Source organism: Shewanella sp. WXL01 (genome assembly GCF_012263345.1).
Classification (GTDB): domain Bacteria; phylum Pseudomonadota; class Gammaproteobacteria; order Enterobacterales; family Shewanellaceae; genus Shewanella; species Shewanella maritima.
This window is the reverse complement of record NZ_JAAIKQ010000004.1, coordinates 183,410-208,200: the sequence shown is the minus strand read 5'-3', so window position 1 is coordinate 208,200 and position 24,791 is coordinate 183,410. Positions and strand designations below refer to the sequence as shown.

The window sequence follows — 24,791 nt, the reverse complement described above, 5'->3', positions numbered from 1 at the left end:
AAATATCATTAAAATTAATCACTAACAATCACACTTTAACTTAGTGAGACAGGCGAAATCACACTCTTGGTAAACTCAATAACCCATAACTGGTTAACACTTGCAAATAACAACCAATTGCAAACTCAAGCACAAAAAATGCTTTGGTCGCAGCTCAAGCACTTTTATCGTCAGCAACTCGCCTATGCAAAACCGGCGCTGTCAGAACTGATTGTTTTTTCGCTGCTACACCAAGCAGACATGCAACCAAGAATAGTCGCTGCGGTGCGCCTGCGACCATATGAAGGCAATTTACTATTAACTGGTTTAGTCACCCACAAAGACTTTCGCAACCAAGGTATCGCCGGCGAGTTGCTAACCTTGGTGCAGGAGAAGCTGGCCGCGCAGCCTAGCTTTTTATTTTGCTCACCTGAGCTAAATGACTTTTATCAGCGTTACGGCTTTGAGCGTGTAGATGTTGAGCAGCTTAATGCAGAGAGTACAGATACAAAAGAAGGGGCAGAACAAGCGACTCCGAGTGTGATACAACAGAAGTTTTTCACCTACAAAAAAGGTCAAGCTAACTTGACCCTGATGAGCTTCAAAGGCTGTGGGTAATAACCCCAGCACGTTTAACTTCTAACGTGCTGCCAGCTTATTAGCAGTGATCAAAATGCGCGCTTTCCATGCACATAAACTGCAACTGCTGCATATTTAAAATCGGTACTTCAATTAACTGACTCGCCTGAACAACTTCATCATCGGCAATCAATCTCAGGCTTGCTTGATAAGCATTAATCAAACCACAAACAATATGAGTTTGCTGCCAACGAACCAGATAATATCGTTTCGATTCAGTTTCTGACTCATCACCTATAGTGGTGTTATTGGCGCTACTAGCGACACTGCCCATAACAAGCTCAGCTTCCATCACCTGAAACGTTTCACCTGCTTCGGTTAATACGGAGGCCACTAGCTTGGCATTATCAAAGGCTGATAGGGTTAAGTCTAAATACGGGGCAAACAGCTTGGTAAATTGGTTCATTTCTCACCCTCAGTACTAGTTGCTCGTGCCAATAGATAATAGTCGCTTTGTTGGTAACTGATGAAGTCAATCACCTGCATATTGGCTTTGTTGGTATGCGCGGCAAATGAGCGCTCATTGTCTTCAGCAATATAAGCCACAAGATAATCATAATTTGCCGTAAGCTGCAGGCATAAATACTCCACCAGCTTTTGAAACACACCAGCTCCACGAACACTCGGCGCAACCCAAATAGGGCCATACTGACATGAATTGTTAGTCGTTAGCGCTCTGCCATCTAGACTAAGTTCAGGTAACTTTGCACTAATGTACTGATAGATGGATGATTGAGAGCGCTTAGTTTGTTTTTCATTGGCGGTATAAAACGACCAATCCGCAGCAATCACATAACCTATGATCTCGCCGCGCAGCTCAGCTATCGCAATCACATGCTCATCAATCAACTTGGTGAGCTGCACTTTAGTTAGCGCTTGTCCCTGCATCATATTGGCAGCCATTGAGCCGGCTTGCGACAGCTCATCATTAAGGTGTTGCTGCTCAAGTTTTAATAGCTGCGCGATATCGGCAGTCTTGGCATTACGATAGTGAATATTGGAATAAGTCATTTAAATTGTATTTGCGGGCTGTTAGCGGTCTTCGTCATTTAAGGAGTCTTGCGCCTCTTAATCCTGCTTTTGTTTATCTTGCGCCTGTTTATCCTGAGCTTGAGCCCACTCAATAAACAGCGCAACCGGAAAAGGCGACATTAATAATAAACCACCACCAATTAAACTAGCGGTAATGAGCATTCCCTGAGTTTGCAAAGACACGTCACTTAGCAACAGCAAACCTGCGCCAACAAGCAGCATAACGATGCCTATGACATGAAGAATCTTAAACACTTTCACTAAAACTCCCCTGAAGATGGCCTATCGCTCCGTTAGCCACCTAAATTAACATAAATTAAGCTGCTAGTTTGTGATGCCTAGTTACACTTTGGTGCAGCAATCGCTAAAATAGCCGCTAACGCGTGACTTTGATGGATTGCCCTTATGATAAAACAATTTTTAGCTGTCAGTGGACTTGTTGTCGCCTTAACAGCGTGCTCAAACCAACCTACTGCAGTTAATGCCGAGCAGCTATTTGAAACCTTGTCTGGACAATGGTCAGTAACAGATATTGCAGGTGAGCCAGTTGCATCCTACAGCAAGCCTAGAATCACATTTGAACAAGACGGCCAATTGTCAGGCAATAATAGCTGCAATCGTTTTAGCGGCAGCTATGAGTATCAACAGACGCAATTAACTCTACAAAGTCTTGGCAGCACCCGTAAAGCTTGTGTTGATGGGCTAGTGAAGCAAGAGCGGATGTTCATGGACTCACTGCCTAAGGTCAGCCAATATCAATTTGCTAAAACCAAACTGTACCTACTTGATGCACAAGGTCAGGTGTTATTTGAGCTAACTAAATCTCAGTCACATTAACTAAGAATTTACTAGATAAAAACAGACACTCCTGCAAAATAATAAAGGCCGTAATATCGATATTACGGCCTTTGTTTTGAATGCAGAAATCAGAGCTTATTATGCTTAACTGCAACTTTCTAGCGTTAGCTTTCCTTGCTTGATGTATCCGCTTGGTATTGTTGCACGTTCAGCTCATTTTCACTGCGAGCAATAATGGTGGTTGCGGTTAAGTCACCACATACATTAACCGTGGTACGCGCCATATCCAAAATGCGGTCGATACCAGCAATAATCGCCACACCCTCCAATGGTAGACCAACAGTGGTTAATACTAGAGTTAGCATCACTAGACCTGCGCCAGGCACACCTGCTGTGCCAATTGAAGCCAAAGTCCCAGTTAGAATAATGGTGACATAATCAACCCAGGTTAGATCAATACCAAAAGCCTGAGCGACAAACAAAGCGGTCACGCCCTGGTACAGAGCTGTGCCATCCATATTGATGGTTGTTCCTAGCGGCAATACGAAACTAGAGATCTTCTTATTTACGCCAAGCTCATTAGCACACTTCATACTAGCTGGCAGCGAGCCTGCCGAGCTTGAGGTGGTGTAAGCCACAACAATGGCATTGCTAATGCCTTTGAAAAAGTGCACTGGGTTGAGCTTACCCAGTAAGACTAATGCAGCGCTGTAAAAACCTACGATATGTAAAACACAGCCAATGTAAACTGCAGCGATAACTTTAATCAGTGGAAGTAACATGTCTAGACCATACTCTCCAGCAACCCAAGCCATTAAACCAAACACACCATATGGCGCTAGCTTCATCACCATGTCAGTTAGCTTGAACATAGCTTCAGCTAGACTTTCGAATACTTTAATCGCTGGCTGACCACGCTCGCCAATCAGCACTAACGCAATACCTAACGCAACCGCAAATACAATCACCTGCAGAATTTGACCACTAGCCAGTGCAGCAACAGGGTTAGTCGGCACTATGTTAATCAAGGTTTCCATCAACGACGGCGCTTGCTTTACGGTTTCATCAACGCCCGATTGCACTAAATCTAGCCCAGCTCCTGGCTGCAAAATATGCCCCACAAGTAAGCCAATTGTCATTGCGAACGCGGTCGTGCCAAGGTAGAACACGAAAGATTTGAAACCAATCCGTCCCATTTTGGCGGTGTCTTGCATGGAGGTCACACCTACAATTAACGAGCAGAACACCAGCGGCACAATAAGCATCTTAATAGTGTTAACAAAGATAGTTCCTATCGGCTTTAGGTAAGTTGCACTTTCTCCAAGCCCGACACCAACAGCAATACCTAGCGTCATACCAATAAGAATTTGCATCCAAAGCGGAACAGCCATCCATCGAGACCAAGCTCGCGAAAACACTGAAGGGGTTTGCGTTGACATATGTCTTTACCTTGATTTGTTAACTTGCAAAAAATGACGGGGGCAAGTCTAGCAAGACATACAAAGGCAAAAGATGATCTACGTCATGTGACGCAGGCTGACTGAGAATTAGTCCACTTTGTAACGCATTTTTGCGACAAAGGTGTACTGCACACGCAAACGCTTGTCACACTTTAGTTAAATCAGTGAATTTTTATTCACCAACAAAGGGGTATTCTTGACTTTGATGCAATTTCTATTCAAAATACAGCGGTTTTTTGAATAACAATCATAAGAAGAAACTAACATTATGCCAGCAACCAAAAATCAGGATGAATTGGTCAGGACCTTTAAAGCGATCCTTAAAGAAGAACGCTTTGGTAGCCAGAGTGAAATTGTTAACGCACTTCAGGCGGAAGGATTCAGCAACATAAACCAATCTAAAGTATCGCGCATGCTAAGTAAGTTTGGCGCTGTACGCACACGTAACGCTAAGCAAGAAATGGTTTACTGCTTACCAGCAGAATTAGGCGTGCCAACGGCCGGTAGCCCGCTTAAAAACCTAGTGCTCGATGTTGACCACAACCAGGCGATGATTGTAGTACGCACCAGCCCAGGTGCAGCGCAGTTAATCGCACGCCTATTAGACTCCATCGGTAAGCCAGAAGGTATTTTGGGGACGATTGCTGGTGACGACACCATCTTCATCTCACCATCAAATATCACCACCATTGATGACACGCTAGAGACGGTTAAATCACTGTTTAACTACAGCGAGTAAGTCTGAACACAATTGAGAAAGCCACCCTACTCTAGTCTAAGTGAGTCTAGCCAAGGTGGCTTTTTAGTTTCTAACGCAGGAAAGAGTATCAACTAATGCCGAGTTCTCGCTGGCGATACTCCACTCCAACCACTGTATGCCCGAATAAATGAGTTCGACTCTTTAAACCCGAGTAAGAACGAAATTTCGATTAACGGCAGGTCTGTTTGCTCCAAATAATAATCGGCTAAGTGTTGGCGTACCTGTTTAAGCACCAACTGATAACTTGAATCCTGCTCGGTTAGTTTTCGCTGCAAAGTGCGCTTGCTCATTGCCAGCTCTGCTGCAACATCATCAATGGCAGATTTCCCTTGAGGCAACAAATCAAGCAAGCAACTAAATACCAGACTAGAAGTTGAGTCCTTTGCGCCGATAGCCTCTAACTGTTCAACTAGCCCTTGCTCGTACATGTGCAACATGGTTTCGTTACTGGTTAAAAACGGCGCCTTAGCATCGCTGGCGCTGAACTTAATCGCGGTTTGCACACCTTGGCGAATACTGCAGCCAAAATAATCTTCGTAAGCCTGCATATCATCCAATTGCTCAGGCACGACTATATCAATTGGTTTAATGTGCTGGCGCGTCGCTAGCCTGGTAAGCTGAGTAAAAAACACCAGCTCAACTAAACTCAGTACCTTAGGCAGCTTACCACTATGGCCATAACAGCGTGTTGATAGCTCTGTATATTGCACTGTTTGCTCTATGTCCAAAATCATCGGCCCTATTAGCGGTTTAAATTGCTTTAGTCGGCTGGCTGCGGCATTGAGATTAGGGCTGCAAATCGCAGCAAAAATTGGTGCATCAAACTGCTCAAAACTCATAACCTCGGCAAACTTGAGTGCAATATCGATATTAGCGACCTCTGCAGCAGCCTCGATCCCAATCCATAATTGAAAGTACTGCTCAGGCGTTAGCTGCACCTTTGACCTTTTAAACAAACCAGCAGGGAGTTGACTGAATGCAAGAATTTGCTCAAGCTCAAGCCCTAAATCGTTAAATAGCACCAACCAATTGCTCGGTATATTAAATTTACTGGCTGTTTTCATTGCAGTTGGCTCCACGGTTAGCTGATATATTAACTCGACTTTTCCATTGCCTGACGCGAAAACTTAAGTACCAGCTTGCGAGGCAGAAGTGGTGTAATCCAGTTAAGCATAAACTTAAGAGATGACTCATTAAAGGCAACTAACTCACCTTGTTGCATGGCTTGATAGCCACATTCAGCCACCGAACGCGGAGTTTTGGCTTTATCAAAAATCTCTACCCCTTCAAGATCGCCAGCTTTAACAAAGCCAGTGGCAACGGCGCCTGGGCACAGTGCTGTAACCGTAATATTGTTTGCTTTAACCTCTTCCGCCAATGCTTGTGAGAAGGAGGTTACATAAGCTTTCGTCGCGTAATACACCGCCTGAAGCGGACCAGGAATAAACGATGCGGTTGAAGACACATTTAAAATTTTACCGTAATTTCGCTCAACCATTCCTTGTAAGTAAAGGTGTGTCAGATTGGTCAATGTGATCATATTTACCTGCATCATAGCTTGCTCTGCACTTAACTCTCGCTGATGAAACAAACCGTGGCCGCCAAAACCAGCATTATTAATAAGCGCATCTACTTGCAAACCTTTTGCCTGTGTTTGCTCAAATAACGCGTTTGCCGAGTCAGGTTCTGATAAGTCGCATGCAATAACCTCAACCTTTACCTGATAGCGCTTCTCTAGCTCGGTTTTAAGTTCAGTTAGCTTGCCTTCGGAGCGGGCCACCAAAATAAGGTCACCTCCCTTTTCAGCATGAATTGTTGCTAACTCGAGACCTATACCGCTTGATGCACCTGTCACCAACGCTGTACCTGCTTTCGATTTTGCTTGTGTCATTTGTTTGCTCTCCATTGTCGTCACCAAGTTGGCATTTGCGCCAATCGATGAGCAAATTTTATGCTATTCATTCACGCCATTTCATATCCAATCACGCCACAGTGCATTCCAATCACGCCAAACTGGTATCTTCAGGCCAAATTACAACTCATGTATCAAGATTTCGCGGCTTCAAGGCAACAAAAAAGCAATGCCTAGGCATTGCTTTATATCTACTTTAAGCGCGGTTAAATAGGGCTTTACACTTTAACCCTGCTCAAACTGCAGTAAAAAATCTAATGATGGCGCGAAAAACGACGAGCCAGTAAGCGCTTTAGTAAAGTTCATTAGGTGGTCAAAGTTACCATGCTCGTCACCGTGCACCATGCTCTTAAGCATCTCTTCAAAATGACTTGGTGTGCGGCAAACTGAGATAAACATCAGTCCTTGTTCTTTTACCGAGCCATAAGGCATGCTTTGACGCAAAATCTCTAACGACTTACCTTCAGCCGACTTCAAGTTCACACGCTTAATGTGACTGGTCAGTGGCTTGTCTTCGCTTGCGTATTCAATATTGTCTTCCTTCGTTCGGCCAACAATGTCTTCTTGCTTGCGAACTGGCAGGCGATTCCACTTACTTAGATTGTGGGCAAACTTTTGTACGTGCACATAGGTGCCTTGTTTGAATGCTTCGTCTTCATCGCCAACTAACGCTACTTCTTGACGGCCGCGACCCTTAGGGTTTTCAGTGCCATCAACAAAGCCTGTCAGGTCGCGGCTGTCCATAAATCTAAAGCCGCGCTCTTCATCAACTAGCTCAACGCTATCTTCTAGCATTTGGTTAATTTCATTGGCAACCAAGTGCAAGATGTCAAAACGGTCACAACGCAGGTGAACAAATAAATCAAACTCAATCGCTGGGGCATCGCGATTATCTTTTTGCATCGATGGAAACGGCTTTAATAATGCAGGGCGACCTTGCGGATAAAAGCTGTCCCAGAAGTTTGCACCAATCGCCACAAAGCCGTTAAAGGCGCTGTCTGAAAATTGATCCGTCAACTCATAAATATATTGAGCTACGCTAGCCAACGATGCACGCAGTTGAGCTTCGGCTCCCTCATTGACGTTAAACATTAAATACACACTGTGCAGGTTACCCTCAGCGCATATTCCAAGTTGTTCACGAGGCATAGTTTGATTATCCATTTTGAGATCTACCACCTTATCTATGTCGGCCTAAGTAACTAAAACTGCAATAATAAAAAATAGGGCTTAACCCAACATGAGAATCTAACTTACCGCTTTTGCTAATACATAGCTATATCTCACACTTTTAACATTAGGACAAACGTCGACTCTAAAATATCACCATGGGCTCAACTTTAGCAGTCAATTGCACTTTTTGTTGCGGTTTTAGGTTCAATTCTGAGCTGCGAACTTCGAATACTTGATCTTCAACTTCAACCCAATATTGGCAAGCCGTGCCAATATAGCGTCTGTCTCGCACCACACCATTACCTTGTTCACTGGCTTCAATTTGTAATTGTTCGGGGCGCAGCAATAATTGCCCTTTACCAAAGCCTAGCTGATTAATATCAATAACTTGGTCTGTGATCATTTCACCTAGCACACTGGATAAACGCTGACCGTTAACTTGCTGAACATTAAGGTAATTACTTGCGCCTAAGAACTCTGCCACATAGCGGCTATTTGGTTGGTGATACAAGTCTTCTGCTAGACCAAACTGGGCGATAGCGCCGTGTTCAAATAGCGCTAGCTTGTCTGCAAATACGAAGGCCTCATCTTTACTGTGGGTGACAAACACAGCACTTACGTTACGCTGCTTAAGGATTTGGCGGATCTCTAACATCATTTCACTGCGCACTTGACTATCGATGTTTGAAAACGGTTCATCTAACAACAACACATCTGGCTCATAAGCTAATGCGCGGGCTATCGATACCCTTTGCTGCTGGCCACCAGAAAGCTCGTGAGGATAACGCTCACCAAGGTCAGTTAACTTCACTAACTCAAGCATTTCATGCAAGCGCTGCTGACGCTGCGCTTTAGACAAGCCATTTACGCCAAAAAGAATATTGTCAGCTACTGTCATGTGTGGGAACAACGCATAGTCCTGAAAAATCATCCCTATGCCACGTTGCTCACTCGGTACAAATATGCCCTCATCGCTTAAGGTAGTGCCATTGATAGCAATGCGCCCTTGGGTAATGGGTTGCAAGCCTGCAATTGCTCTTAGTAGTGTGGTTTTACCACAACCACTTGGCCCAAGTAGTGCGACTATCTCGCCTTTCTTTAGGGTTAGATTGAGCTTTTTTAAGATCAGCTCGCCGTCGTAAGCACTTGAGACATTTTCAATGGTTAACGTAGACATTTAGCTCTTTTGCTCCAGGGAACGATTCAAATAGATAAGCGGAATTAAACCAACCAGCACAATCACAATGGCAGATAGCGCGCCTAGCTCCAGCTGCTCATCAGATACATACTGGAAAACATAGGTAGCTAAGTTTTCAAAGCCGATAGGCCTTAGCAATAGCGCTGCGGGCAACTCCTTCATGCTTTCAATAAACACTAACAGCGCGCCAGCAAAGATACCCTTTTTCAGTAGTGGTAGGTGTACTCGCCACAACAACTGCTTAGGATTTTGTCCCATAGTAATACTGGCCATATCTAATGATGGCGAAATGCGCTTATAACTGTTCTCAATGCTGCCAATGGTTATCGCCATAAAGCGCACACAAAAAGCAAATACCAGGGCGAACACACTGCCGGTAAACAACAAACCAGGGCCTTGTGCGCCAAAGTACTGATATAAATCATTGATTGAAAAGTCGAGTAAAGTAAGCGGTGATAACACGCCAATGGCTAATACAGTGCCGGGAATTGCATAACCTGTGCTACTTAAGCGCGAGGGCAGCGAGTCCATCGAGCGCGGGCTAATACGGCGAATAAACATCAATAGCAACGACAATGCTACACAGATAAAGCTCACAAGCGCAGCGATGTAAAGACTGTTCAAGCTGTACTCGAAAAACTCTGCGCTCCAACTTTGTTCAAAGTAGTCAAACGCGTACTGGCACAAAATGGCGAACGGCCAGATAAAGGCAAACCATAGTAGTAGCGAACAGTACCCGGTCGCTGCAAACTTCTTCCAGCCTGTTAGCAAGTATCTGTCTGCTTCATTAAAGTCTGACTGGCGCTGAAACAGTTTTTGTTTGCGCCTTGCAAAACGCTCAACCCCAACCATCACAAAAATAACCAACAGCATAATTGTCGACAGCTTTGCCGCTGCCGCCAAGCTGCCGTAGCCCAGCCAGGTATCGTAAACAGCCGTGGTTAAGGTCGGCACAGCAAAGTAGCTCACGGTCGCAAAGTCAGCTGCGGTTTCCATGGCGACTAGCGCAACACCGACAGCCAAGGCTGGTCTTGCCATAGGTAAGGCCAAGCGCCAAAAGCTCTTCCATGGGCTGCACCCCATAATACGTGACGCATGCAATAAGCTAGACGACTGCTCCATAAATGCAGTGCGAGCCAATAAGTAAACATAGGGAAACAGCACAAGCGACAACATAATGGCTGCGCCGCCTAAGCTGCGCACTTCTGGAAAGTAATAATCTTGAGGTGTTTGCCATTCAAACACACTACGCAGCGTGCGCTGCACCACGCCAGCATAATCAAACAAGTCAGTATAAACGTAAGCAACGATATAAGCGGGCATCGCCAGTGGCAGTAGCAGCAACCACTGAAATTGTTTTCGTCCGGGAAAATCACAGCGAGCAACAAACCAGGCTGCGGGAATGGCGATAATTAGAGAGCCGAAACCAACCAATAACATCAGCATCAAGCTGTTGTAAATGTAGGTTGGGAGAACCGTATCATAAAGATGAGAAAAGACTTCCTCATCCGGCATTGCTGCCTGCAGTAAAAGTGCAAAAAGCGGCAAAATAATAATTGCCGCTATCGTATAACCAGTAAGCGACCAGCCTCTGGTTAAGCCTAAAATCATATTGTTATCCGTTTTGCTGGCGCACTATAAAACAAAGTGCGCCAGAATAACTGAGTTTTATTAAACCATTTTTAATTAAAGGGCAATTACAGGTCGAATTTCACTTCATCAAGCAACTTGATTGCCGCTTGATGATTCTCAGCTAATTTGTGAATTGGTAGTGCGTCAGCTTTAAACTCGCCCCATGAAGCAACCAGTTTAGAAGGTTTAACGCTTGGGTTAACTGGGTATTCATAGTTCACTTCTGCGTATGCTTGCTGCGCCACATTTGAAGTTAAGAACTCCATTAACTTAATCGCATTATCTTTGTTTTTTGAATGCTTAGCTAACACCATACCAGAAACATTCACGTGTGAACCACGGTTAGCTTGATTAGGGAAGTTTAAGAATACCGATTCAGCCCAGCTTACTTGCTTAGGGTCAGCTAGCATCTTACCTAGGTAGTAGCTGTTGCCGATGGCAATATCACATAGGCCTTCTTTTACCGCTTTAACTTGTGCACGGTCATTACCTTGTGGCTTACGGGCTAGGTTATCTTTCACGCCTTGCAGCCAAGTTTTCGCCTCAGCTTCACCGTGATGAGCAATCATAGAAGCCACAAGTGCAGCATTGTATGGATGTTTACCACTGCGAGTACAAATCTTGCCTTTGTATTTTGGTGCGGCTAAATCTTCATAGTTGATATCAAGCTTACCTAAACGGTCACGTGACGAATAAACATTACGTACGCGTTGAGTTAAGGCATACCAAGTGTTGTCTGGCGCGCGGTATTGTGCAGGAATATTGCCGTTGATCACGTCACTGCTAACGGGTGCAACTAAGTCCTTTTCAACTAGTTCCATTAAGCGTGAGAAATCTGAAGTCAGTACCACATCGGCTGGCGATAATTGACCTTCGCGTTGAATTCGCTCTGCGATGCCTTTTTTAGAGAACACCACATCCACTTTGATACCTGTATCTTGGGTAAACTTTTCTAGGATCGGATCGATTAAGAAGGCTTGACGGTAAGAATAAACGGTTAAAGACTCAGCTGCATTGACCACACCAGCGACACTCGCTAGGCCTAAAATTGCAATGCTTTTTAAAAGCTTCATTATTAATTACTCCCTTAAATACTCGGTATAAGTGGTTAAATTGGTCCAGGATTATCACCTCAAACAGATGGGAATATCCGTTCGTGTTACCGGGCTGTTTCATTAGCAACTAACACTGAAAAACGCCAGTGTTTGCGCAAGTTCAGAAACCAACCTTATTCAGAAAAATCCTAATCAACTTAAACAGTTACTTTAGCAACAGCTTAACCAACTTAAGTAATAATTCAAATTGAAGACCAATTAAAAATGATAACAATTATCAATTCGTGAAGAATAATTGATCCTTGCTTCACTGGCAATAATTAACGGTTAAAAGTTAATAGTATTGATGGTCAATTAAACAGCGATGATAGTTTAAATCCAAAACAAATTAGGTGATTACCAGTATTTTTCTACTGTAATTTGCCCTGGTGCTCGACGTAAATTCTTCGCCAAGCCCCGCTCAAGCAACAAGCTTTGCGCTTCAGAAATCATATCGGGATTGCCACAGATCATTACTTGGGAATCATCTGGGGTGATTTCAACACCTAGATAACGCTCAATTTCACCGCTTAACAAACCTTGAGGAATACGACTAGTTAAGCCATCTGGATTTGGCTCGCGGGTAATGCAGGTAACAAGCTTAAATTGCTGTGGATATTGTAATTCCATTGCCTTTAATTGCTCTAGATACGCTAGGTCATCGATAAAACGAGCGCCATATACTAGCAGTACACGCTCAAACCTTTTCCAGGGCTCAGCTGTTGACAGCATAGAAACAAATGGCCCAACAGCAGTACCTGTGGCTAATAACCATAAATCGCTGCCCTGCACGGCACCACTTGGGATTTCATCGAGCGTCATAAAACCAGTTGCCTTAGTGGAGACTTCAATTTCATCGCCTATTTCTAGCTCATGTAGCTTAGGTGACAACTGTCCATCCTGTACCTCAACAGCAAGCACCTCAACATAAGGCGCATCAGGTGCATTGACCAAAGAATATGCACGCGCTACCCGTTTATCACCTTGCATTTGGCTGAGCTTAATAAACTGCCCAGCAATATAAGGGGCGATATCAACTTCAATACGCAATGAGAACAACTTATCGTTCCAGTTTTGCTTCGCAATTACTTTACCTGTTGTCCACATAAGCGCTCCTTAATCTTATTCTAATGTTTATAGCGCTTTTCAACCTGAAATGAGGCTGTTAACGCTAAGCTTTATGTCTAGGGCCTGTTGATCTTTCAAGATTATTTTTGCAGCTGCTTGTTGGAAATTTATACAAGGCAACGACTTTGATGTGTGGTTGTTCCACATGATAAGTCGTTAACACAGTAGAAATGACAACAAGCGCTGCCGGAACGATTCGTTTAAAAGCACTTTACTCATTGTTGCAAGCGAGTTTGTTTAGGTGACTAGACATCATCGCTCGCGCCGCGATTAAAGTGCTTTTAATTCGAACAAATTCTAATCAGCAAAGATCAACAGGCCCTAGTATCACTGACGAAATCAGATACATAAAAAAGGCATAGTTGAGTATAGTAAACCGTATGATAATCCATGTACCAATCTATCGCAGCTTTGCTGCTCATTCACATTAAGCAGGAGTAGCAGCGAATAGCTGCGTTACAGTCAAATGACACAACCAACCCTCATTAGCTATAGTCGTGTTTCGTCAGTGAAGCAAGTAAGCGGCAGTGGTTTAAAGCAACAAACACAAGAGCTTGAAAGAATAAGCCACGATCTTAACTTGCCAATAGATAAGCGCTCTTTTAGTGACGAGGGTAAATCAGCTTTTCACGGCAAGCACTTGGATGCTGCTTTGGGTGACTTGTTAGCCCTTGTCCAATCAGGTGAGATAGCAAGAGGCAGCGTCATAGTAGTAAGCAACGCTGACAGGCTATCAAGGCAATCAGTGGACAAGTCCACGCCTTTGCTTTTGTCAGTGTTATCAGCTGGTATAGGCATTTACACCACAATGGATAATAGGCTCTACACAAGTGGCAGCCCTAACTTAATGGTAGATGTCATTATGCTTGTTTTGTCTTTGGGTTTAGGTCACGAGGAAAGCAAGAAGAAAAGCCAGCGCGTAAGCCAAGCAGCTTTATTAGCAGTTGAAGCCCATAACAAAGGTAAGCGTTGTCCCACTACAGGATTAGCAATAGCGATACACAATGGCAATAGACACCCGTTCTGGGTAGACACGTCTAAAGGCGTAGTCGATAAGCACCCTCTCTATTTCACAGTGGCTAAAGATATGCTTACAAAGTGGCTTTTAGGCTGGACAGTGGAGCAGATTACAGATTGGGTAAACTCTAAAGGCTTGCCTCGCAAGTTCACGTATGGTGGTGTAAATAATTTCCTAACTCGCAATAATGATGATGCGTTTTTAGGCACTCACACAATAAAAGGAACAAGCTTGCCTCACTACTACCCACCTCTTTTGTCAGCGGAACAAGTAGATGAATACAAACAGCTCCGAGCGCAGCGAACAAGCAAGCCTGTCAATAGTGGTTATTACAACAGGTATAAAGGTGTGTTTGTCTGTGGTATTTGTGGCTGTAACATGGTGATGAACTATCGCAAAAACAAAGGTGTATCTTTCCTTTGTGGCAATAGAATACAGGTGGGTTCAAGTTGTATGGGTGGGTCGATAAAGGGCACAAGATTAGATTTAGCTGTGTTAGCAATGGCTAAAATGTATGTATTCCCAAAAGCAAGTAAAGAAGTTGATTTAGAAAAGGAAATAGCAGACAAGAAAGCGCGCATCATCGGCTATGCCAAGAAGTTAGCTAAACGTCATTCAGACGCTTTAGAATCAACGATGCTACAACTTGAAGATGAAGTGTCAGAGTTAGAGGCAAAGCTCGCGCAGCGTCCATTCAAGCCTCTTGACGAGCCTTTAAATAAGCTGTGGGATGAAGTGAAGTTAGATGAGTTGGAACAGACCGAAAGTCAGCAACCAGCAGTGAAGTTTCACAAGTTATTACAAGCCTCGTTCAAGTCTGTGCGTATAGTCAGTATGGGGGGATTTACAACAAGGGTTGAAGTAGCTACTCACGATGACACCCTTTACCAGTGTATTGTTTCAGGCAAGAATCACGTCAAAGTAAGTGGTATTCAACACATCGAAGATGGGATGGGGTTAGGCAGGCTATCAGACAACCAACCGATTCAGTAAATGTATCAATATTTTTAATAGATACTAATTGTTTTATTTCAGCTCATTCAACTACATTGCCTTTTTCACTGAATAGTTATAGCTGCGTTACATATGCTTTTAACCCATTCATCCAAAGGTGCTGCAAATGAAAAAATTTATCTTAATTATCGTACTGACTTTTATCTCGTTATCAGTCCAAGCAATTGAGATCACCAAACGTGAAGTAGTGGCGCTGGGCAATCATATAAATGAATCAATTGCTGGCACTAAAATTGATGAAATAACAATTGTTGAAAGCGTCACGGCAGCACTAATCTTTAGTCAACTCCATATTCAATATAACTACAATGTAATTGATTCAGTGATTTTAGATCGTGACGCTCTTGTGAAAGAATTACGTGCCTCATATGCTCCTTTGGCAAGCCACACTTGCAATGAAATAGCTGAAAAGCTCAGAGGACACAAAGTAACTAACGTTGAGAAAATCGAACTAAATTATAATCATACGATTGACTCTGATTATATCCGTACAACTTTTAGCTGTGGTGTAAAATAAATCAATTTTGCACAGGCATATTATGATGAAAAAACTTATTTTAGCTGCCTCAATATCGCTATTCACAGTATCAGCTCAAGCTAGCAATATAGAAGATGAAAAACTTCATGCTCGTTGTTTCAAGTTTGCAGAAATGGCTGGCATGAATATTCTAAAACAAGAAAAGCACTTAGTTAGAATGTCAAAAAATCCTGAGGTTTACGCATACCACCAAGGCATAGCTGCTGGTCAAGTGGTAGCAAGCTCTGTGCTGCTTGAGTTATCACAATCTAACATTGCATCGACTTTATATCACAGCTATTGTTCAGAGCCTTAGAGGTTTAAACGATATGGGGTGAATTGATAAGACATATTTTTGAGCCTTAGTACCCTTGTTTGACGTGGTGCTTAACTCCATTTTTCATTAGTGACACATACCCGCTTTTGGTAGGTGATAATAGTCGATGTGTTTTACGGCTACGTATCAGCCCAGTGTGGATGCTCTGTTGGTAGTTGGGGAACTCGTCCATAACCACCCATTCAGGATTGTCTGTGCCTTTGGGATTCAGCGTGATGTCGAACAGAGTAGAGCCTTTAGGCAAGCCCAGTTCACTATTAATAGTATCCATTAGCATCGGCAGCTTTTTAGCCAGTTCTTTTTGAAGTTGTGTAAGTTTAGTCATAAGTATTATTCCTCCATAATGAGTGTAAAAGTGCCCCTCACAGCTCCGTAGCGAGCCGTGGTAAGGCGTTAGTAATGTTTTAGGGCAAGGGGGGGTAGGTTTCCGTAGATGCCCGTAAATACGGCTGTTTACAGGGTGTTTTCCCTGCTTTTACAGGGGGCTGTTCTTCACTGATAATACAGTCAGAAACAGTGAGCAGTTTGAAAGGGCTTGCTTCATACAGTCCACAAGCAAAAATCCGCAACCTAAAAATCCGCAGTATGTAATAGTGTTATTTGCGGACTTTTCCCCAAGTGCCCGTCAGGGTTGGGTTTCCGAGTAGCAAGAAAGACTGCCATAGTTAAAAGTTGCCAAGAAATCCGCAACGCTTTTTATCAATGCGGACTTTTTAGTTCATTTGAAGATAACCCTCCAACTCCTGTTCAACCTCTAAATCGGTCATAAACTCCACCCCAGCATTCGTGCCCTTGCTCAACACGTCCCTTTGGTAAGTGGGGTCGTTCTTGTGGCGGTTCATTTTGGGGTCAACGACAATCACGCGAAAGTTTGTGACAGGCGCACCAGTCTCCAAGTCTGAAAGCTTGGTCTCGTCTTTTTCCACGTTCAGCGTCTCTTTTTCCCAACACTGTTTCATCGAAATAAACTTGTAAATCGAGTGGTTCCACCCCATCGTGGCAGCTTTTTTAGCCCTTGCGGGCGATAGCCATTGGTTGTTGATGTAATCTTCTTTTTTCTTTTCAGCAGCGGGTTTGCCTTTGTTCCTGCCGTCAGTGGAAAGCTTCAAGCCGTTCTTGTATTCGATGTAAATCACCTCGCTCTCGCCTTTGGCGTTCTCACCAACCATCAGCGCATCAGGTATCACCCAAGTCTCGTTGCCTTTGTGGTCAAAGCATTTTAGCTTGATGTCCACTTTTTCTAATCCGCAAGTTTCAAGCCATTCAAGTTCAGTCATAAATCCACCTCCTAATGCTGGAAAACAGGTTGGGCGTCAAAGACGCTGTTGGGGTTGGTCAAGGGTATAAAGTTTCCTTGCTCGTCAAGGTCTGGCAACACAGGCGAGTTTAGCCAAGCAGCCATACTCTTTTTGTCAGTGATGTGTAGCTCGTCCTCAAAGAAAGCCCACCAATTTTTTGTGTGTTCCCAAAGGTTTGAAAGTGTTCTGTTGTTGCCAATCCCAGCGGCTAACGTGTCATTGACGATGCTTATTCTTGCTTTTGTTGGTGCTGCTTTGTCTAAACCTGAAAGCTGTTGGTAAATCGCATTCAGTTGTTCGTGCTTGGCTTTGCTGAAATCCATCATCTCTAAACCATCCTCGCCAATAACAAAGCAACCGTTGGCTAACCAGCGTCCCCAGCCTTTGCCGTCTCGACCTGACTTTATCCCAGCGGACAAGTTCCAATACTGCTGGTGGGTGTCGGTTTCGCTGCCGTTCTTTTCGATACAACAAGTTCGGTCAAATACAGTAATCGCGTTGCTGCTACCTGAATACTCCCCAGACTTGTTAGTGTGGTGTATCACAATCACAGCGCATCCAAGTTGGCGTAAATGTAAAGCAAGCTCGTTGACAGGTGTCCAGCTCTCGGCGCTGTTCTCGTCAGCCATAGCAAACAAGGTTCGGCAGTTGTCAATAATCACAAGCTGGTGGTCATTCTCTCGTACTTCAGCGTAAATCAACTCTCTGTCCTCTTGCTTTGAAAGGTTGAAAGTCCCGTCCATACAAGGCACTGAACAATAGGCAATGTTGTCGTGGTGTCCCAAGGCTTCACCCCTTTGCGCCACTGTGTTAGTTGCCATTTCACCATCAACGTAAAGTGTTTTTACGCCCGTAGCACAAGGCTGCTCTAACCATTCGCTTTTGTCCCCAGCGATAGCAACAGCAAAGTTGTAAGCAAACAAACTCTTGCCTGAACCTGACGCGCCATAAAAAAGCATCGTCTCGCCCTCGCTAATCCAGCCCTCAAGTAAAGGCTTGAACTCTCGCTTGTTTTCGATGTGCCAGCTAACTGGCTTTACGTGTAATCGTTTATCGCTTGTCTGTTGTAGCATCCTCACTCCCTAAACCGCTTTGGGTTACTAAATGTTGTTCAATCAGGTATTTAACTGCTTTAGCCAGCGTATCAACGCCTGCCTTGTCAGCAATGTTTTGTAAGTCGGCAATGTCATCACCGTAAACAGAAACGCGAACTTGTCGCGTCCCGTTGAATGTATGTCTATCTCGCATCGAGGGTTAATCCTCCTTGGTTGGTTGTTGTCGATAAAGCAAGTTCAGACGTTCCACCAGCTCTTTGGTTTCAGCGTCATCTTGTTGCTTTTGTTGAAGTTTCTTGCGCGTATAAAGTGTTACCTTTGAAGATCTCCATTTGGTCATAATCAGTGTTCCTTTTGGTTAGTTGTAAAATCCGCAGTATGTAATAGCCTTAAATGCGGACTTCTTGAAAGGCAGGTGTATCAAGGGTTACAGGGCGATTTCGCCAAATAATCCGCAACATCCGCAAGCTTTTTTCAAGGTGCGGACTTTTTAGCCATAAACACATAGCTCCGTGTTCAAGCCCAGCCCAGCCACGTAAGCGAGTAGCTTTGCTATCTCGTGTGCTTTGTAGTGGTGTAGGCTCTCTGTGCCTGTCAAGAATTGATATTTTGTATTCTCCCGTAAACCGCTTTCCCCTTTTGCTTTTAAAACAAAGGGCTATAAGTGGCATAGGGTGAAATGTCATTTAAAAACAGTCTGCTATTTTTCTGCCAAGCTCCTGTGGGTAGCTGACAAATAAACAGGGTGTGCCGCACGTATGTGCGTGTGTTGTCCCAGCCCCACCAGCCAGAAAGCTGCGTTAGCTGCAAGTCACCAAGCACAAAACAACGGATGCCAACTACTCGCCTCTGCCCACAGCAAAGGTGTTTCGTCAGTCCGTCTATGTGTCAGTGAAAAGGCGTCAGCCAGTCGTCAAAGATGGGGAGGGTGCTAAGCGGGTGTCGAATGTGGACTGCTTGGAGGATAGCGCTCCGTGTAAGCAAGGGGGGGTGGGGGTGGACGTGGCGCTGGCGCGCCCCGTTTCGCTGCCTACATAATAATACCTCTGTATTTAGTAGAAAGTGTGACAGCTATTTCCAACATAAGTGGTTGATTTTTGATAAGGAAAATGTGCTTTCTACCCTATAATATCACGTGTTTTTTAGGAAAGTGTGACACCTTTTTCTACCTTTATTTTAGGTGAGCAGACAAGCTGCTGGTGGTAAGCGGACGAGCCGCAGGCGAAGTAGCAAGTTGTTGAAAAGGTATGGGAAACAGGCAGGCTCGAAAGAAAACGAGGTTTAGCGGCTGGTGGCTTTATTAGGACGTATGTTTCATTTTGGAAAGTCTATCTCAACTATGCCTAATGACTTTGTTTTTATTGCGTTTGTCTGTGTCAATCCAATGGGCCATTTCCCCAGTTTGTAGTGGTCAAGTTAAATGGCATAAATGACTTCAGCTTTATGACTCAACGCATTTATGACTCTGTACCGCTACTACAAAGTACAATTACGCTTGGGCATTAGCCTCATCTACTGGAGTGTCTTGCGAAGGCTGATTGGCTTCGAGAGTTTGCTCTCTAAATTTAGCTAAACCTTGCTGCACCAATTCATAGGTTTGCTCAACGCCTGCTGCAATATCACCATCAAGTACACTTAAACCATCAAGGATTTCTTTAGCTTCTTCGAAGCCTTGGTCAATTGCACCAGAAATAATCTCCATAAAGCCATCAAGCTGTTCGTTAAACTCTAGATTACTGGTTTGCCCTTGATGTACAGAAAAGAAATTGGTTGCAAAGGAAACAATACGTTCAGCCGTTGCTTCAGGCGTGTAATCGACGCCAGCCTCTACACCTTTTTGAATGGCATTTTCGCCTAAGGTTGGTGCTAGTTCTTCATTAATGGCCTCAATCGCTGCGCGATAAAGTAATGCCATTGACTGATCGCCAGAAGCTATACTCACGCTTTCTTGCGCGGCTAAAATGCTGCTATTTTGCATCTGTTTGGTCACTTGACGTACCGTCTGAACACTCCCAGTTTGCTCGCTTCTGGTAGTCTGCGACGCAGCTGAACTTGCCGCTTTACCGGCATCGGTATCAACATTATTTGTCGCCGATACCTTAGGTTGGTTTGTCTGTTTAATTTCCATGGCTTACTACCTCAATCACTACAACACCTTTTAGGGCGTGTTTTATTGCTTAACTCTATTATCGACCAATTTATAAACAACTTTATTAATTTAAATATTTGAGATTTAGCAAACCCTAAACTAAAGTCTAGTTGATACTACTTAAGTTATAAGTTTGTATAGCTTGTTAAAACTAGGTAGTAAGAAGTGTGATGTGCTTTATCTAATTTTAGGTAGAACTTAAGTTTAGTTATTGCTCTAAAATGCACTTTCTGTACAATAAACTTTGATGTAGATCACTATTTTCCATTAAGGATAGACTTTGAGCACAAAAACTGACACACCGCTCGTTACAGATAAAGTTATGGGGCTAACTTGCCAAAGTTGTAGTCGCATGTCTGAGCTGGAAGGAGAAAAGATATGTTATGAAAAAGGTAAAATTACCCGGTTAGCGCCGGATAATCGACCTGTTCATCAACAAAAAATTGTGTGTGTTAGTTGGCAAAGGAAGTAGTTGAAGCAAGCTTAATCAAACCAGTATATCTTTTCCATCATCAGCACTTTTAATCACATCACTGCTATCATTATCGTTAATTTTAGATAGAGTTAAGCCGCGAGTCGTAACAATTAAGCCTGCACAAAGCTCATTGTACACATTTTGAATATCTGACGCTGGCACTTCACGTTTCTCAAGCATGGCTTTAATCGCAAACCAGTCTGTCGTAACTTCGTGTTGAGTACCTTCCAAGGCAGCTTTTAATGCAATATTTTGCACCTGTTCCTCCAATCCATGTCAGCAACACTGACATACCGATGTATGACTTTATTATTTTCGGATAATTATACCCATTATCGCCAAAGAATCGAGATGGCTTGTTAAAAATTGCTACAAGTTGTCTGTCAAACATCTCAGCTTATAAGTTAGCGCTCATACAACTACGATTCATTTTGAATTCGCCACAATTTTGCATATAGACCATCTTGTTGTAATAAACCGTGATGCTGACCTTGCTCAACAATTTGCCCACCACTTAACACCACAATTAAATCGGCATCTACAATGGTCGATAACCTGTGGGCCACAACAAGGCTTGTATGCCCCCTTTGAGCGTCCTTAATTGCTGATAATATCGCTTGCTCCGAGCGGCTATCTAGTGATGACGTTGCTTCATCAAATACCATAATAGGCGCTTGCTTAAGCACGGCCCTAGCAATCGATACGCGCTGTTTTTCCCCCCCAGACAATTTTAAACCACGCTCTCCCACTTTGGTGTCCCATTTATCTGGAAGTGACTCAACAAACTCACTTAAGTGAGCAATTTTAGCCGCGTGCTTAACCTCTTGCTCGCTTGCATCAGGGCGACCATAACGAATATTTTCATAAATTGAGCGATTAAATAACACTGTATCTTGCGGCACAATGGCAATAGCTTTACGCAAAGAGTCTAAACTCATATCGCGAATATCCACGCCATCAATACAAATACGGCCACTGTTAACGTCGTAAAATCGGTATAACAACTTAATTAAGGTCGACTTGCCCGCGCCGCTATCACCAACAACTGCTACCTTCCTGCCTTTACTCACATTCAAGGTAACCTGCTTTAAAATCTCGCGCTGTTGATAACAAAACTCCACTTGCTCAAAGCTGATCTCACCCTGCTGAATATGTATAGTTTTCGCATCAGCGTTATCTGTGACTTGCGGCGAAATATCCAAAATATCAAACATACGCTCAATATTGGCAAAAGCGCCGCGGATCTCGCGATATACGAAACCCAAAAAGTTGAGCGGCATAAATAACTGCATCATAAATGCGTTAATCAGCACAAAGTCACCAATAGTCATGGTTTCATCAATAACCTCATACATGGCAAAGCCCATCATTGCAGTCATTGCTGCGGCAATAATAAGCGCCTGACCGCTATTTAACACCAATAATGATAAGCGATTTTTACGCTTTGCCTGCTCCCATTGACCAAGCGCGGTGTCGTAGTGCTCGGCTTCTCGCTGTTCGTTATTAAAGTATTTAACGGTTTCAAAGTTCAACAAGCTATCAACCGCACGGGTATTAGCCTTTGAATCAGCAATGGCTGCATCACGGACATAACTTGTACGCCACTCAGTTGCGACAATGGAGAATCCAATATAGGCGGCTACCGCCCCCAAAGTGATAATGGCGTACAACCAACCATACTGGAAAAAGAAGATACCGATCACCAAGGCTATCTCTAGCAGAGTTGGCACGATATTAAACACCATAAAGCGCATTAAGAAGCTAACGCCACTAGTGCCGCGCTCAATATCTCGCGATAAACCGCCAGTGCGGCGCTCAAGGTGATAACTCAGATCAAGCACGTGAAGGTGATTGAATACGCCAAGACTAAGTCTACGAATCGCGCGCTCTGTTACCCTGCCAAACAAGGTATCTCGCACTTCGCCAATGATGACATTTAGAAAACGTAAACTTCCATAGGCAAAAACTAATGCGATAGGTGCGGCAACCAGTTGAACAGTTGAGGTATCAAGGGAGTCTACCAGCTCTTTTAAGATGAAAGGCAAGCCTACATTGGCAAGCTTTGCGATGACTAAGCAAAGTAGCGCGAGAGTGACTCGACCTTTAAATTCAATAAGATACGGCCAGAGCATGACTAATACTTTCCAGTTAAGCTTACCTACTGGTCCGTCAATGTATGCCGTTGGTCTCATCCCTATTACCTCTTAATTACCAATATTTACACACTAAGCGTTAAGACCTCATATTACCCCAGTTTAAAGGCACTAACCTTTAACTATTTCAAACAATTATTTAAAAAAACTTTCTAACTAGGTACCTTGATTTAAGCTCACTAGGTAGAAAGTAGCCGATACACCTTTAGACTTAATCCTTTAGTCTGCGTATAATACCTAAGTGCTATTTTTGAAAATTATTTTTCAACAAGGTTAGATTTGCGATGTTTTAGAGTTATCAGTTTTTAAAGAATTTGATACTCTGCAGTCGAATTAGTTGTAGCTTTTGCTCTATGAAAAGCTAAATCTTTGAATCATTAGGAAGCTTTATGTTGGACACCACCAAAGTGCAGTACCCACCAGTTCAATTAATACAAACGTGGGTGTGGATGATGATTGAGTCTGGAAATCCTGAGTTACAAGATAAAGGTCGTAATAACTTGATTTCAGCCTTTGGCAGTTTGGCGAAAGCCAATGAATACTTAGCTGAGCAAACCAAACGTTAGTTTTTGGCAGTCGATGAGTCTAAGAGTTAACTTGTTCAGTTTTACTAGTAAAAAGGCGCATAATGCGCCTTTTTTAATGCTTTCAAAACGATAAATTAAACGGCTTCACCGCGAGCAATAACGGCATCACTCAATTGCTGCAACAGCTTTTCAGTATCATCCCAACCGATACATGCATCAGTCACGCTTTGTCCGTAAACCAACTCTTTACCCGTTACAATATCCTGACGTCCTTCAACAAGATGACTCTCCACCATCACACCAAAGATAGAATGGTTACCTTCGCTGATCTGTGCTGATACACTTTCAGCAACTACCATTTGACGACGATAGTCTTTGTTGCTGTTAGCATGACTAAAATCAATCATGATGTTGCTTTCAAGCTTTGACTGCTCGAGCTGTTCGGTGATCACCTTAACGTGCTCAGCACTATAATTTGGCGTTTTACCACCGCGCAAGATGATATGGCAATCAGGATTACCCTTGGTTGATACAATTGCAGAGTGTCCAAACTTGGTCACTGACAAGAAGTGATGCGGAGCACTTGACGCGCCAATTGCATCAATCGCAACTTTAATTGTGCCGTCAGTACCATTTTTAAAGCCAACAGGACACGATAAACCTGACGCTAGCTCACGATGAACCTGTGACTCAGTAGTACGAGCCCCAATCGCGCCCCAACACATTAAATCAGCAACATACTGAGGCGTGATCATATCTAAGAATTCACCTGCTGTTGGCATACCACTGTCATTAAGATCAACAAGTAACTTGCGAGCGGTGCGTAAACCATCGTTTAACTTAAAGCTATTATCCATATAAGGGTCATTGATCAACCCCTTCCAGCCAACAGTCGTTCTTGGCTTTTCAAAGTAAACACGCATTACCACTTCAAGCTGGTCTTGATAACGCTCTCGCAACTCAACCAGGCGACGCCCATAATCAAGTGCAGCAACAGGATCATGAATCGAACATGGACCAATCACCACCAGCAAACGATCATCTTTTTTATTCAAAATACGATGAATACTGTCTCTTGCTTTAAAAACGGTTTCAGAAGCATTTTCAGAGGCCGGAAATCGCTCAAGAATCGCCACAGGTGGAAGCAACTCTTTCACTTCATTAATTCTTACATCATCATTTTGGTAATACATACAACAACTCCGGTCTGGCAAATCACTTACTGAAAAAATGCACTTTACCTAAACAGAATACGGCAATTCTGTTAAGTAATAGCGTCAATCTAAACCAGTTATAACAACTTTGGCAATCAAAGATTACTAATAGTAAAAATAAGTTTTTAAAACACTGATTTATTTAGATTAAAAAATCAAACCAAACACTTTATCTCATACTCTAATTGGTGACTCAAATAGGACGTTATTAAGCTCAAACTTATATTTA

At 43.4% G+C, this 24,791-nt stretch carries 27 protein-coding genes; 7 read left to right on the top strand and 20 right to left on the bottom strand.

Going from position 1 to position 24,791, the window contains the following annotated elements:
• Positions 1–138: 138 nt before the first annotated feature.
• Positions 139–597, top strand: coding sequence for a GNAT family N-acetyltransferase (locus G3R49_RS12410; protein WP_167869862.1), 459 nt, complete (start codon positions 139–141; stop codon positions 595–597).
• A gap of 40 nt (positions 598–637) precedes the next feature.
• Here G3R49_RS12410 and G3R49_RS12405 read toward each other — a convergent pair whose 3' ends face one another.
• From G3R49_RS12405 to G3R49_RS12395, 3 genes are read right to left on the bottom strand one after another with little or no spacing between them, the layout of a single operon-like run.
• Complete coding sequence (locus tag G3R49_RS12405) at positions 638–1,024, bottom strand: hypothetical protein (RefSeq protein WP_167869861.1); 387 nt, start codon at positions 1,022–1,024, stop codon at positions 638–640.
• The gene (locus tag G3R49_RS12400; protein ID WP_167869860.1) at positions 1,021–1,629 is read right to left on the bottom strand and encodes a GNAT family N-acetyltransferase; all 609 of its coding nucleotides are present in this window, start codon (positions 1,627–1,629) and stop codon (positions 1,021–1,023) included. The genes G3R49_RS12405 and G3R49_RS12400 overlap by 4 nt, the downstream gene beginning before the upstream one ends.
• A 57-nt stretch (positions 1,630–1,686) precedes the next feature.
• Positions 1,687–1,911, bottom strand: a complete 225-nt coding sequence (locus tag G3R49_RS12395) for a hypothetical protein (protein ID WP_130600969.1) — start codon at positions 1,909–1,911, stop codon at positions 1,687–1,689.
• Between the two features lie 144 nt (positions 1,912–2,055).
• On the opposite strand from G3R49_RS12395, the gene G3R49_RS12390 reads away from it, so the two are divergent.
• The gene (locus tag G3R49_RS12390) at positions 2,056–2,487 is read left to right on the top strand and encodes an META domain-containing protein (RefSeq protein WP_167869859.1); all 432 of its coding nucleotides are present in this window, start codon (positions 2,056–2,058) and stop codon (positions 2,485–2,487) included.
• 125 nt (positions 2,488–2,612) lie between these two features.
• On the opposite strand, the gene G3R49_RS12385 is transcribed toward G3R49_RS12390, so the two are convergent.
• Positions 2,613–3,887 carry a dicarboxylate/amino acid:cation symporter gene (locus tag G3R49_RS12385; protein WP_130600965.1) on the bottom strand — a complete coding sequence of 425 codons (1,275 nt, stop codon included), beginning with the start codon at positions 3,885–3,887 and terminating at the stop codon, positions 2,613–2,615.
• Positions 3,888–4,176: 289 nt separating this feature from the next.
• Between G3R49_RS12385 and argR the strand changes: the two genes are divergently transcribed.
• A complete protein-coding gene (argR, locus tag G3R49_RS12380; protein WP_130600963.1) occupies positions 4,177–4,647 on the top strand; it encodes a transcriptional regulator ArgR in 471 nt (156 codons plus the stop codon).
• A gap of 92 nt (positions 4,648–4,739) precedes the next feature.
• Here the strand turns inward: argR and G3R49_RS12375 are convergent, their stop codons facing one another.
• The 7 genes from G3R49_RS12375 to G3R49_RS12345 form a co-directional block, all read right to left on the bottom strand.
• Entirely contained in the window at positions 4,740–5,732 is a 993-nt protein-coding gene (locus G3R49_RS12375) for an AraC family transcriptional regulator (protein WP_167869858.1), read from the bottom strand.
• A 29-nt stretch (positions 5,733–5,761) separates the two neighbouring features.
• A complete protein-coding gene (locus G3R49_RS12370) occupies positions 5,762–6,559 on the bottom strand; it encodes an SDR family oxidoreductase (RefSeq protein WP_167869857.1) in 798 nt (265 codons plus the stop codon).
• Positions 6,560–6,805: 246 nt separating this feature from the next.
• Positions 6,806–7,744 carry a Dyp-type peroxidase gene (locus G3R49_RS12365; RefSeq protein ID WP_130600957.1) on the bottom strand — a complete coding sequence of 313 codons (939 nt, stop codon included), beginning with the start codon at positions 7,742–7,744 and terminating at the stop codon, positions 6,806–6,808.
• A gap of 151 nt (positions 7,745–7,895) precedes the next feature.
• Positions 7,896–8,930, bottom strand: coding sequence for an ABC transporter ATP-binding protein (locus G3R49_RS12360; RefSeq protein WP_167869856.1), 1,035 nt, complete (start codon positions 8,928–8,930; stop codon positions 7,896–7,898).
• Positions 8,931–10,562: an iron ABC transporter permease gene (locus G3R49_RS12355; RefSeq protein ID WP_167869855.1), complete on the bottom strand. Its 1,632-nt coding sequence runs from the start codon at positions 10,560–10,562 to the stop codon at positions 8,931–8,933.
• Between the two features lie 86 nt (positions 10,563–10,648).
• A complete protein-coding gene (locus G3R49_RS12350; protein ID WP_167869854.1) occupies positions 10,649–11,656 on the bottom strand; it encodes a Fe(3+) ABC transporter substrate-binding protein in 1,008 nt (335 codons plus the stop codon).
• A gap of 378 nt (positions 11,657–12,034) precedes the next feature.
• Entirely contained in the window at positions 12,035–12,784 is a 750-nt protein-coding gene (locus G3R49_RS12345) for a ferredoxin--NADP reductase (protein WP_130600949.1), read from the bottom strand.
• Between the two features lie 487 nt (positions 12,785–13,271).
• Here G3R49_RS12345 and G3R49_RS12340 point away from each other — a divergent pair, with 487 nt between their 5' ends.
• The 3 genes from G3R49_RS12340 to G3R49_RS12330 all read left to right on the top strand — a co-directional run bounded on the left by G3R49_RS12340 (position 13,272) and on the right by G3R49_RS12330 (position 15,670).
• Positions 13,272–14,816, top strand: coding sequence for a recombinase family protein (locus G3R49_RS12340; RefSeq protein WP_245335358.1), 1,545 nt, complete (start codon positions 13,272–13,274; stop codon positions 14,814–14,816).
• Between the two features lie 127 nt (positions 14,817–14,943).
• Positions 14,944–15,354: a hypothetical protein gene (locus G3R49_RS12335; protein ID WP_167869852.1), complete on the top strand. Its 411-nt coding sequence runs from the start codon at positions 14,944–14,946 to the stop codon at positions 15,352–15,354.
• A 22-nt stretch (positions 15,355–15,376) separates the two neighbouring features.
• Positions 15,377–15,670 (top strand): hypothetical protein, encoded by a 294-nt coding sequence (locus tag G3R49_RS12330; RefSeq protein ID WP_167869851.1) that lies wholly within the window; start codon positions 15,377–15,379, stop codon positions 15,668–15,670.
• Positions 15,671–15,716: 46 nt separating this feature from the next.
• On the opposite strand, the gene G3R49_RS12325 is transcribed toward G3R49_RS12330, so the two are convergent.
• The 8 genes from G3R49_RS12325 to G3R49_RS12290 form a co-directional block, all read right to left on the bottom strand.
• The gene (locus tag G3R49_RS12325) at positions 15,717–16,016 is read right to left on the bottom strand and encodes a hypothetical protein (RefSeq protein WP_167869850.1); all 300 of its coding nucleotides are present in this window, start codon (positions 16,014–16,016) and stop codon (positions 15,717–15,719) included.
• 388 nt (positions 16,017–16,404) lie between these two features.
• Complete coding sequence (locus G3R49_RS12320; RefSeq protein WP_167869849.1) at positions 16,405–16,968, bottom strand: hypothetical protein; 564 nt, start codon at positions 16,966–16,968, stop codon at positions 16,405–16,407.
• 11 nt (positions 16,969–16,979) lie between these two features.
• The gene (locus tag G3R49_RS12315; protein WP_167869848.1) at positions 16,980–18,062 is read right to left on the bottom strand and encodes an AAA family ATPase; all 1,083 of its coding nucleotides are present in this window, start codon (positions 18,060–18,062) and stop codon (positions 16,980–16,982) included.
• On the bottom strand, positions 18,040–18,237 hold the full coding sequence (locus tag G3R49_RS12310) for a hypothetical protein (protein WP_167869847.1): 198 nt from the start codon (positions 18,235–18,237) through the stop codon (positions 18,040–18,042). The genes G3R49_RS12315 and G3R49_RS12310 overlap by 23 nt, the downstream gene beginning before the upstream one ends.
• 6 nt (positions 18,238–18,243) lie before the next feature.
• The gene (locus G3R49_RS12305; protein WP_167869846.1) at positions 18,244–18,384 is read right to left on the bottom strand and encodes a hypothetical protein; all 141 of its coding nucleotides are present in this window, start codon (positions 18,382–18,384) and stop codon (positions 18,244–18,246) included.
• A gap of 1,149 nt (positions 18,385–19,533) precedes the next feature.
• Entirely contained in the window at positions 19,534–20,172 is a 639-nt protein-coding gene (locus G3R49_RS12300; RefSeq protein ID WP_167869845.1) for a DUF5610 domain-containing protein, read from the bottom strand.
• Between the two features lie 508 nt (positions 20,173–20,680).
• On the bottom strand, positions 20,681–20,926 hold the full coding sequence (locus G3R49_RS12295; protein ID WP_130600947.1) for a hypothetical protein: 246 nt from the start codon (positions 20,924–20,926) through the stop codon (positions 20,681–20,683).
• Positions 20,927–21,087: 161 nt separating this feature from the next.
• On the bottom strand, positions 21,088–22,860 hold the full coding sequence (locus tag G3R49_RS12290; protein WP_167869844.1) for an ABC transporter ATP-binding protein/permease: 1,773 nt from the start codon (positions 22,858–22,860) through the stop codon (positions 21,088–21,090).
• A gap of 350 nt (positions 22,861–23,210) precedes the next feature.
• Between G3R49_RS12290 and G3R49_RS12285 the strand changes: the two genes are divergently transcribed.
• The gene (locus G3R49_RS12285; RefSeq protein ID WP_130600945.1) at positions 23,211–23,387 is read left to right on the top strand and encodes a hypothetical protein; all 177 of its coding nucleotides are present in this window, start codon (positions 23,211–23,213) and stop codon (positions 23,385–23,387) included.
• 95 nt (positions 23,388–23,482) lie between these two features.
• Here the strand turns inward: G3R49_RS12285 and aroG are convergent, their stop codons facing one another.
• Positions 23,483–24,541 (bottom strand): 3-deoxy-7-phosphoheptulonate synthase AroG, encoded by a 1,059-nt coding sequence (aroG, locus tag G3R49_RS12280; RefSeq protein ID WP_167869843.1) that lies wholly within the window; start codon positions 24,539–24,541, stop codon positions 23,483–23,485.
• Positions 24,542–24,791: the final 250 nt, after the last annotated feature.

What these genes read in the sequence shown, in the direction of transcription:
- G3R49_RS12410 (WP_167869862.1), top strand. Translation starts at nt 139, where the DNA reads ATGCTTTGGTCGCAGCTCAAGCACTTTTATCGTCAGCAACTCGCCTAT.
- G3R49_RS12405 (WP_167869861.1), bottom strand. Translation starts at nt 1,024, where the DNA reads ATGAACCAATTTACCAAGCTGTTTGCCCCGTATTTAGACTTAACCCTA.
- G3R49_RS12400 (WP_167869860.1), bottom strand. Translation starts at nt 1,629, where the DNA reads ATGACTTATTCCAATATTCACTATCGTAATGCCAAGACTGCCGATATC.
- G3R49_RS12390 (WP_167869859.1), top strand. Translation starts at nt 2,056, where the DNA reads ATGATAAAACAATTTTTAGCTGTCAGTGGACTTGTTGTCGCCTTAACA.
- G3R49_RS12385 (WP_130600965.1), bottom strand. Translation starts at nt 3,887, where the DNA reads ATGTCAACGCAAACCCCTTCAGTGTTTTCGCGAGCTTGGTCTCGATGG.
- argR (WP_130600963.1), top strand. Translation starts at nt 4,177, where the DNA reads ATGCCAGCAACCAAAAATCAGGATGAATTGGTCAGGACCTTTAAAGCG.
- G3R49_RS12375 (WP_167869858.1), bottom strand. Translation starts at nt 5,732, where the DNA reads ATGAAAACAGCCAGTAAATTTAATATACCGAGCAATTGGTTGGTGCTA.
- G3R49_RS12370 (WP_167869857.1), bottom strand. Translation starts at nt 6,559, where the DNA reads ATGACACAAGCAAAATCGAAAGCAGGTACAGCGTTGGTGACAGGTGCA.
- G3R49_RS12365 (WP_130600957.1), bottom strand. Translation starts at nt 7,744, where the DNA reads ATGGATAATCAAACTATGCCTCGTGAACAACTTGGAATATGCGCTGAG.
- G3R49_RS12360 (WP_167869856.1), bottom strand. Translation starts at nt 8,930, where the DNA reads ATGTCTACGTTAACCATTGAAAATGTCTCAAGTGCTTACGACGGCGAG.
- G3R49_RS12355 (WP_167869855.1), bottom strand. Translation starts at nt 10,562, where the DNA reads ATGATTTTAGGCTTAACCAGAGGCTGGTCGCTTACTGGTTATACGATA.
- G3R49_RS12350 (WP_167869854.1), bottom strand. Translation starts at nt 11,656, where the DNA reads ATGAAGCTTTTAAAAAGCATTGCAATTTTAGGCCTAGCGAGTGTCGCT.
- G3R49_RS12345 (WP_130600949.1), bottom strand. Translation starts at nt 12,784, where the DNA reads ATGTGGACAACAGGTAAAGTAATTGCGAAGCAAAACTGGAACGATAAG.
- G3R49_RS12340 (WP_245335358.1), top strand. Translation starts at nt 13,272, where the DNA reads ATGACACAACCAACCCTCATTAGCTATAGTCGTGTTTCGTCAGTGAAG.
- G3R49_RS12335 (WP_167869852.1), top strand. Translation starts at nt 14,944, where the DNA reads ATGAAAAAATTTATCTTAATTATCGTACTGACTTTTATCTCGTTATCA.
- G3R49_RS12330 (WP_167869851.1), top strand. Translation starts at nt 15,377, where the DNA reads ATGATGAAAAAACTTATTTTAGCTGCCTCAATATCGCTATTCACAGTA.
- G3R49_RS12325 (WP_167869850.1), bottom strand. Translation starts at nt 16,016, where the DNA reads ATGACTAAACTTACACAACTTCAAAAAGAACTGGCTAAAAAGCTGCCG.
- G3R49_RS12320 (WP_167869849.1), bottom strand. Translation starts at nt 16,968, where the DNA reads ATGACTGAACTTGAATGGCTTGAAACTTGCGGATTAGAAAAAGTGGAC.
- G3R49_RS12315 (WP_167869848.1), bottom strand. Translation starts at nt 18,062, where the DNA reads ATGCTACAACAGACAAGCGATAAACGATTACACGTAAAGCCAGTTAGC.
- G3R49_RS12310 (WP_167869847.1), bottom strand. Translation starts at nt 18,237, where the DNA reads ATGCGAGATAGACATACATTCAACGGGACGCGACAAGTTCGCGTTTCT.
- G3R49_RS12305 (WP_167869846.1), bottom strand. Translation starts at nt 18,384, where the DNA reads ATGACCAAATGGAGATCTTCAAAGGTAACACTTTATACGCGCAAGAAA.
- G3R49_RS12300 (WP_167869845.1), bottom strand. Translation starts at nt 20,172, where the DNA reads ATGGAAATTAAACAGACAAACCAACCTAAGGTATCGGCGACAAATAAT.
- G3R49_RS12290 (WP_167869844.1), bottom strand. Translation starts at nt 22,860, where the DNA reads ATGAGACCAACGGCATACATTGACGGACCAGTAGGTAAGCTTAACTGG.
- G3R49_RS12285 (WP_130600945.1), top strand. Translation starts at nt 23,211, where the DNA reads ATGTTGGACACCACCAAAGTGCAGTACCCACCAGTTCAATTAATACAA.
- aroG (WP_167869843.1), bottom strand. Translation starts at nt 24,541, where the DNA reads ATGTATTACCAAAATGATGATGTAAGAATTAATGAAGTGAAAGAGTTG.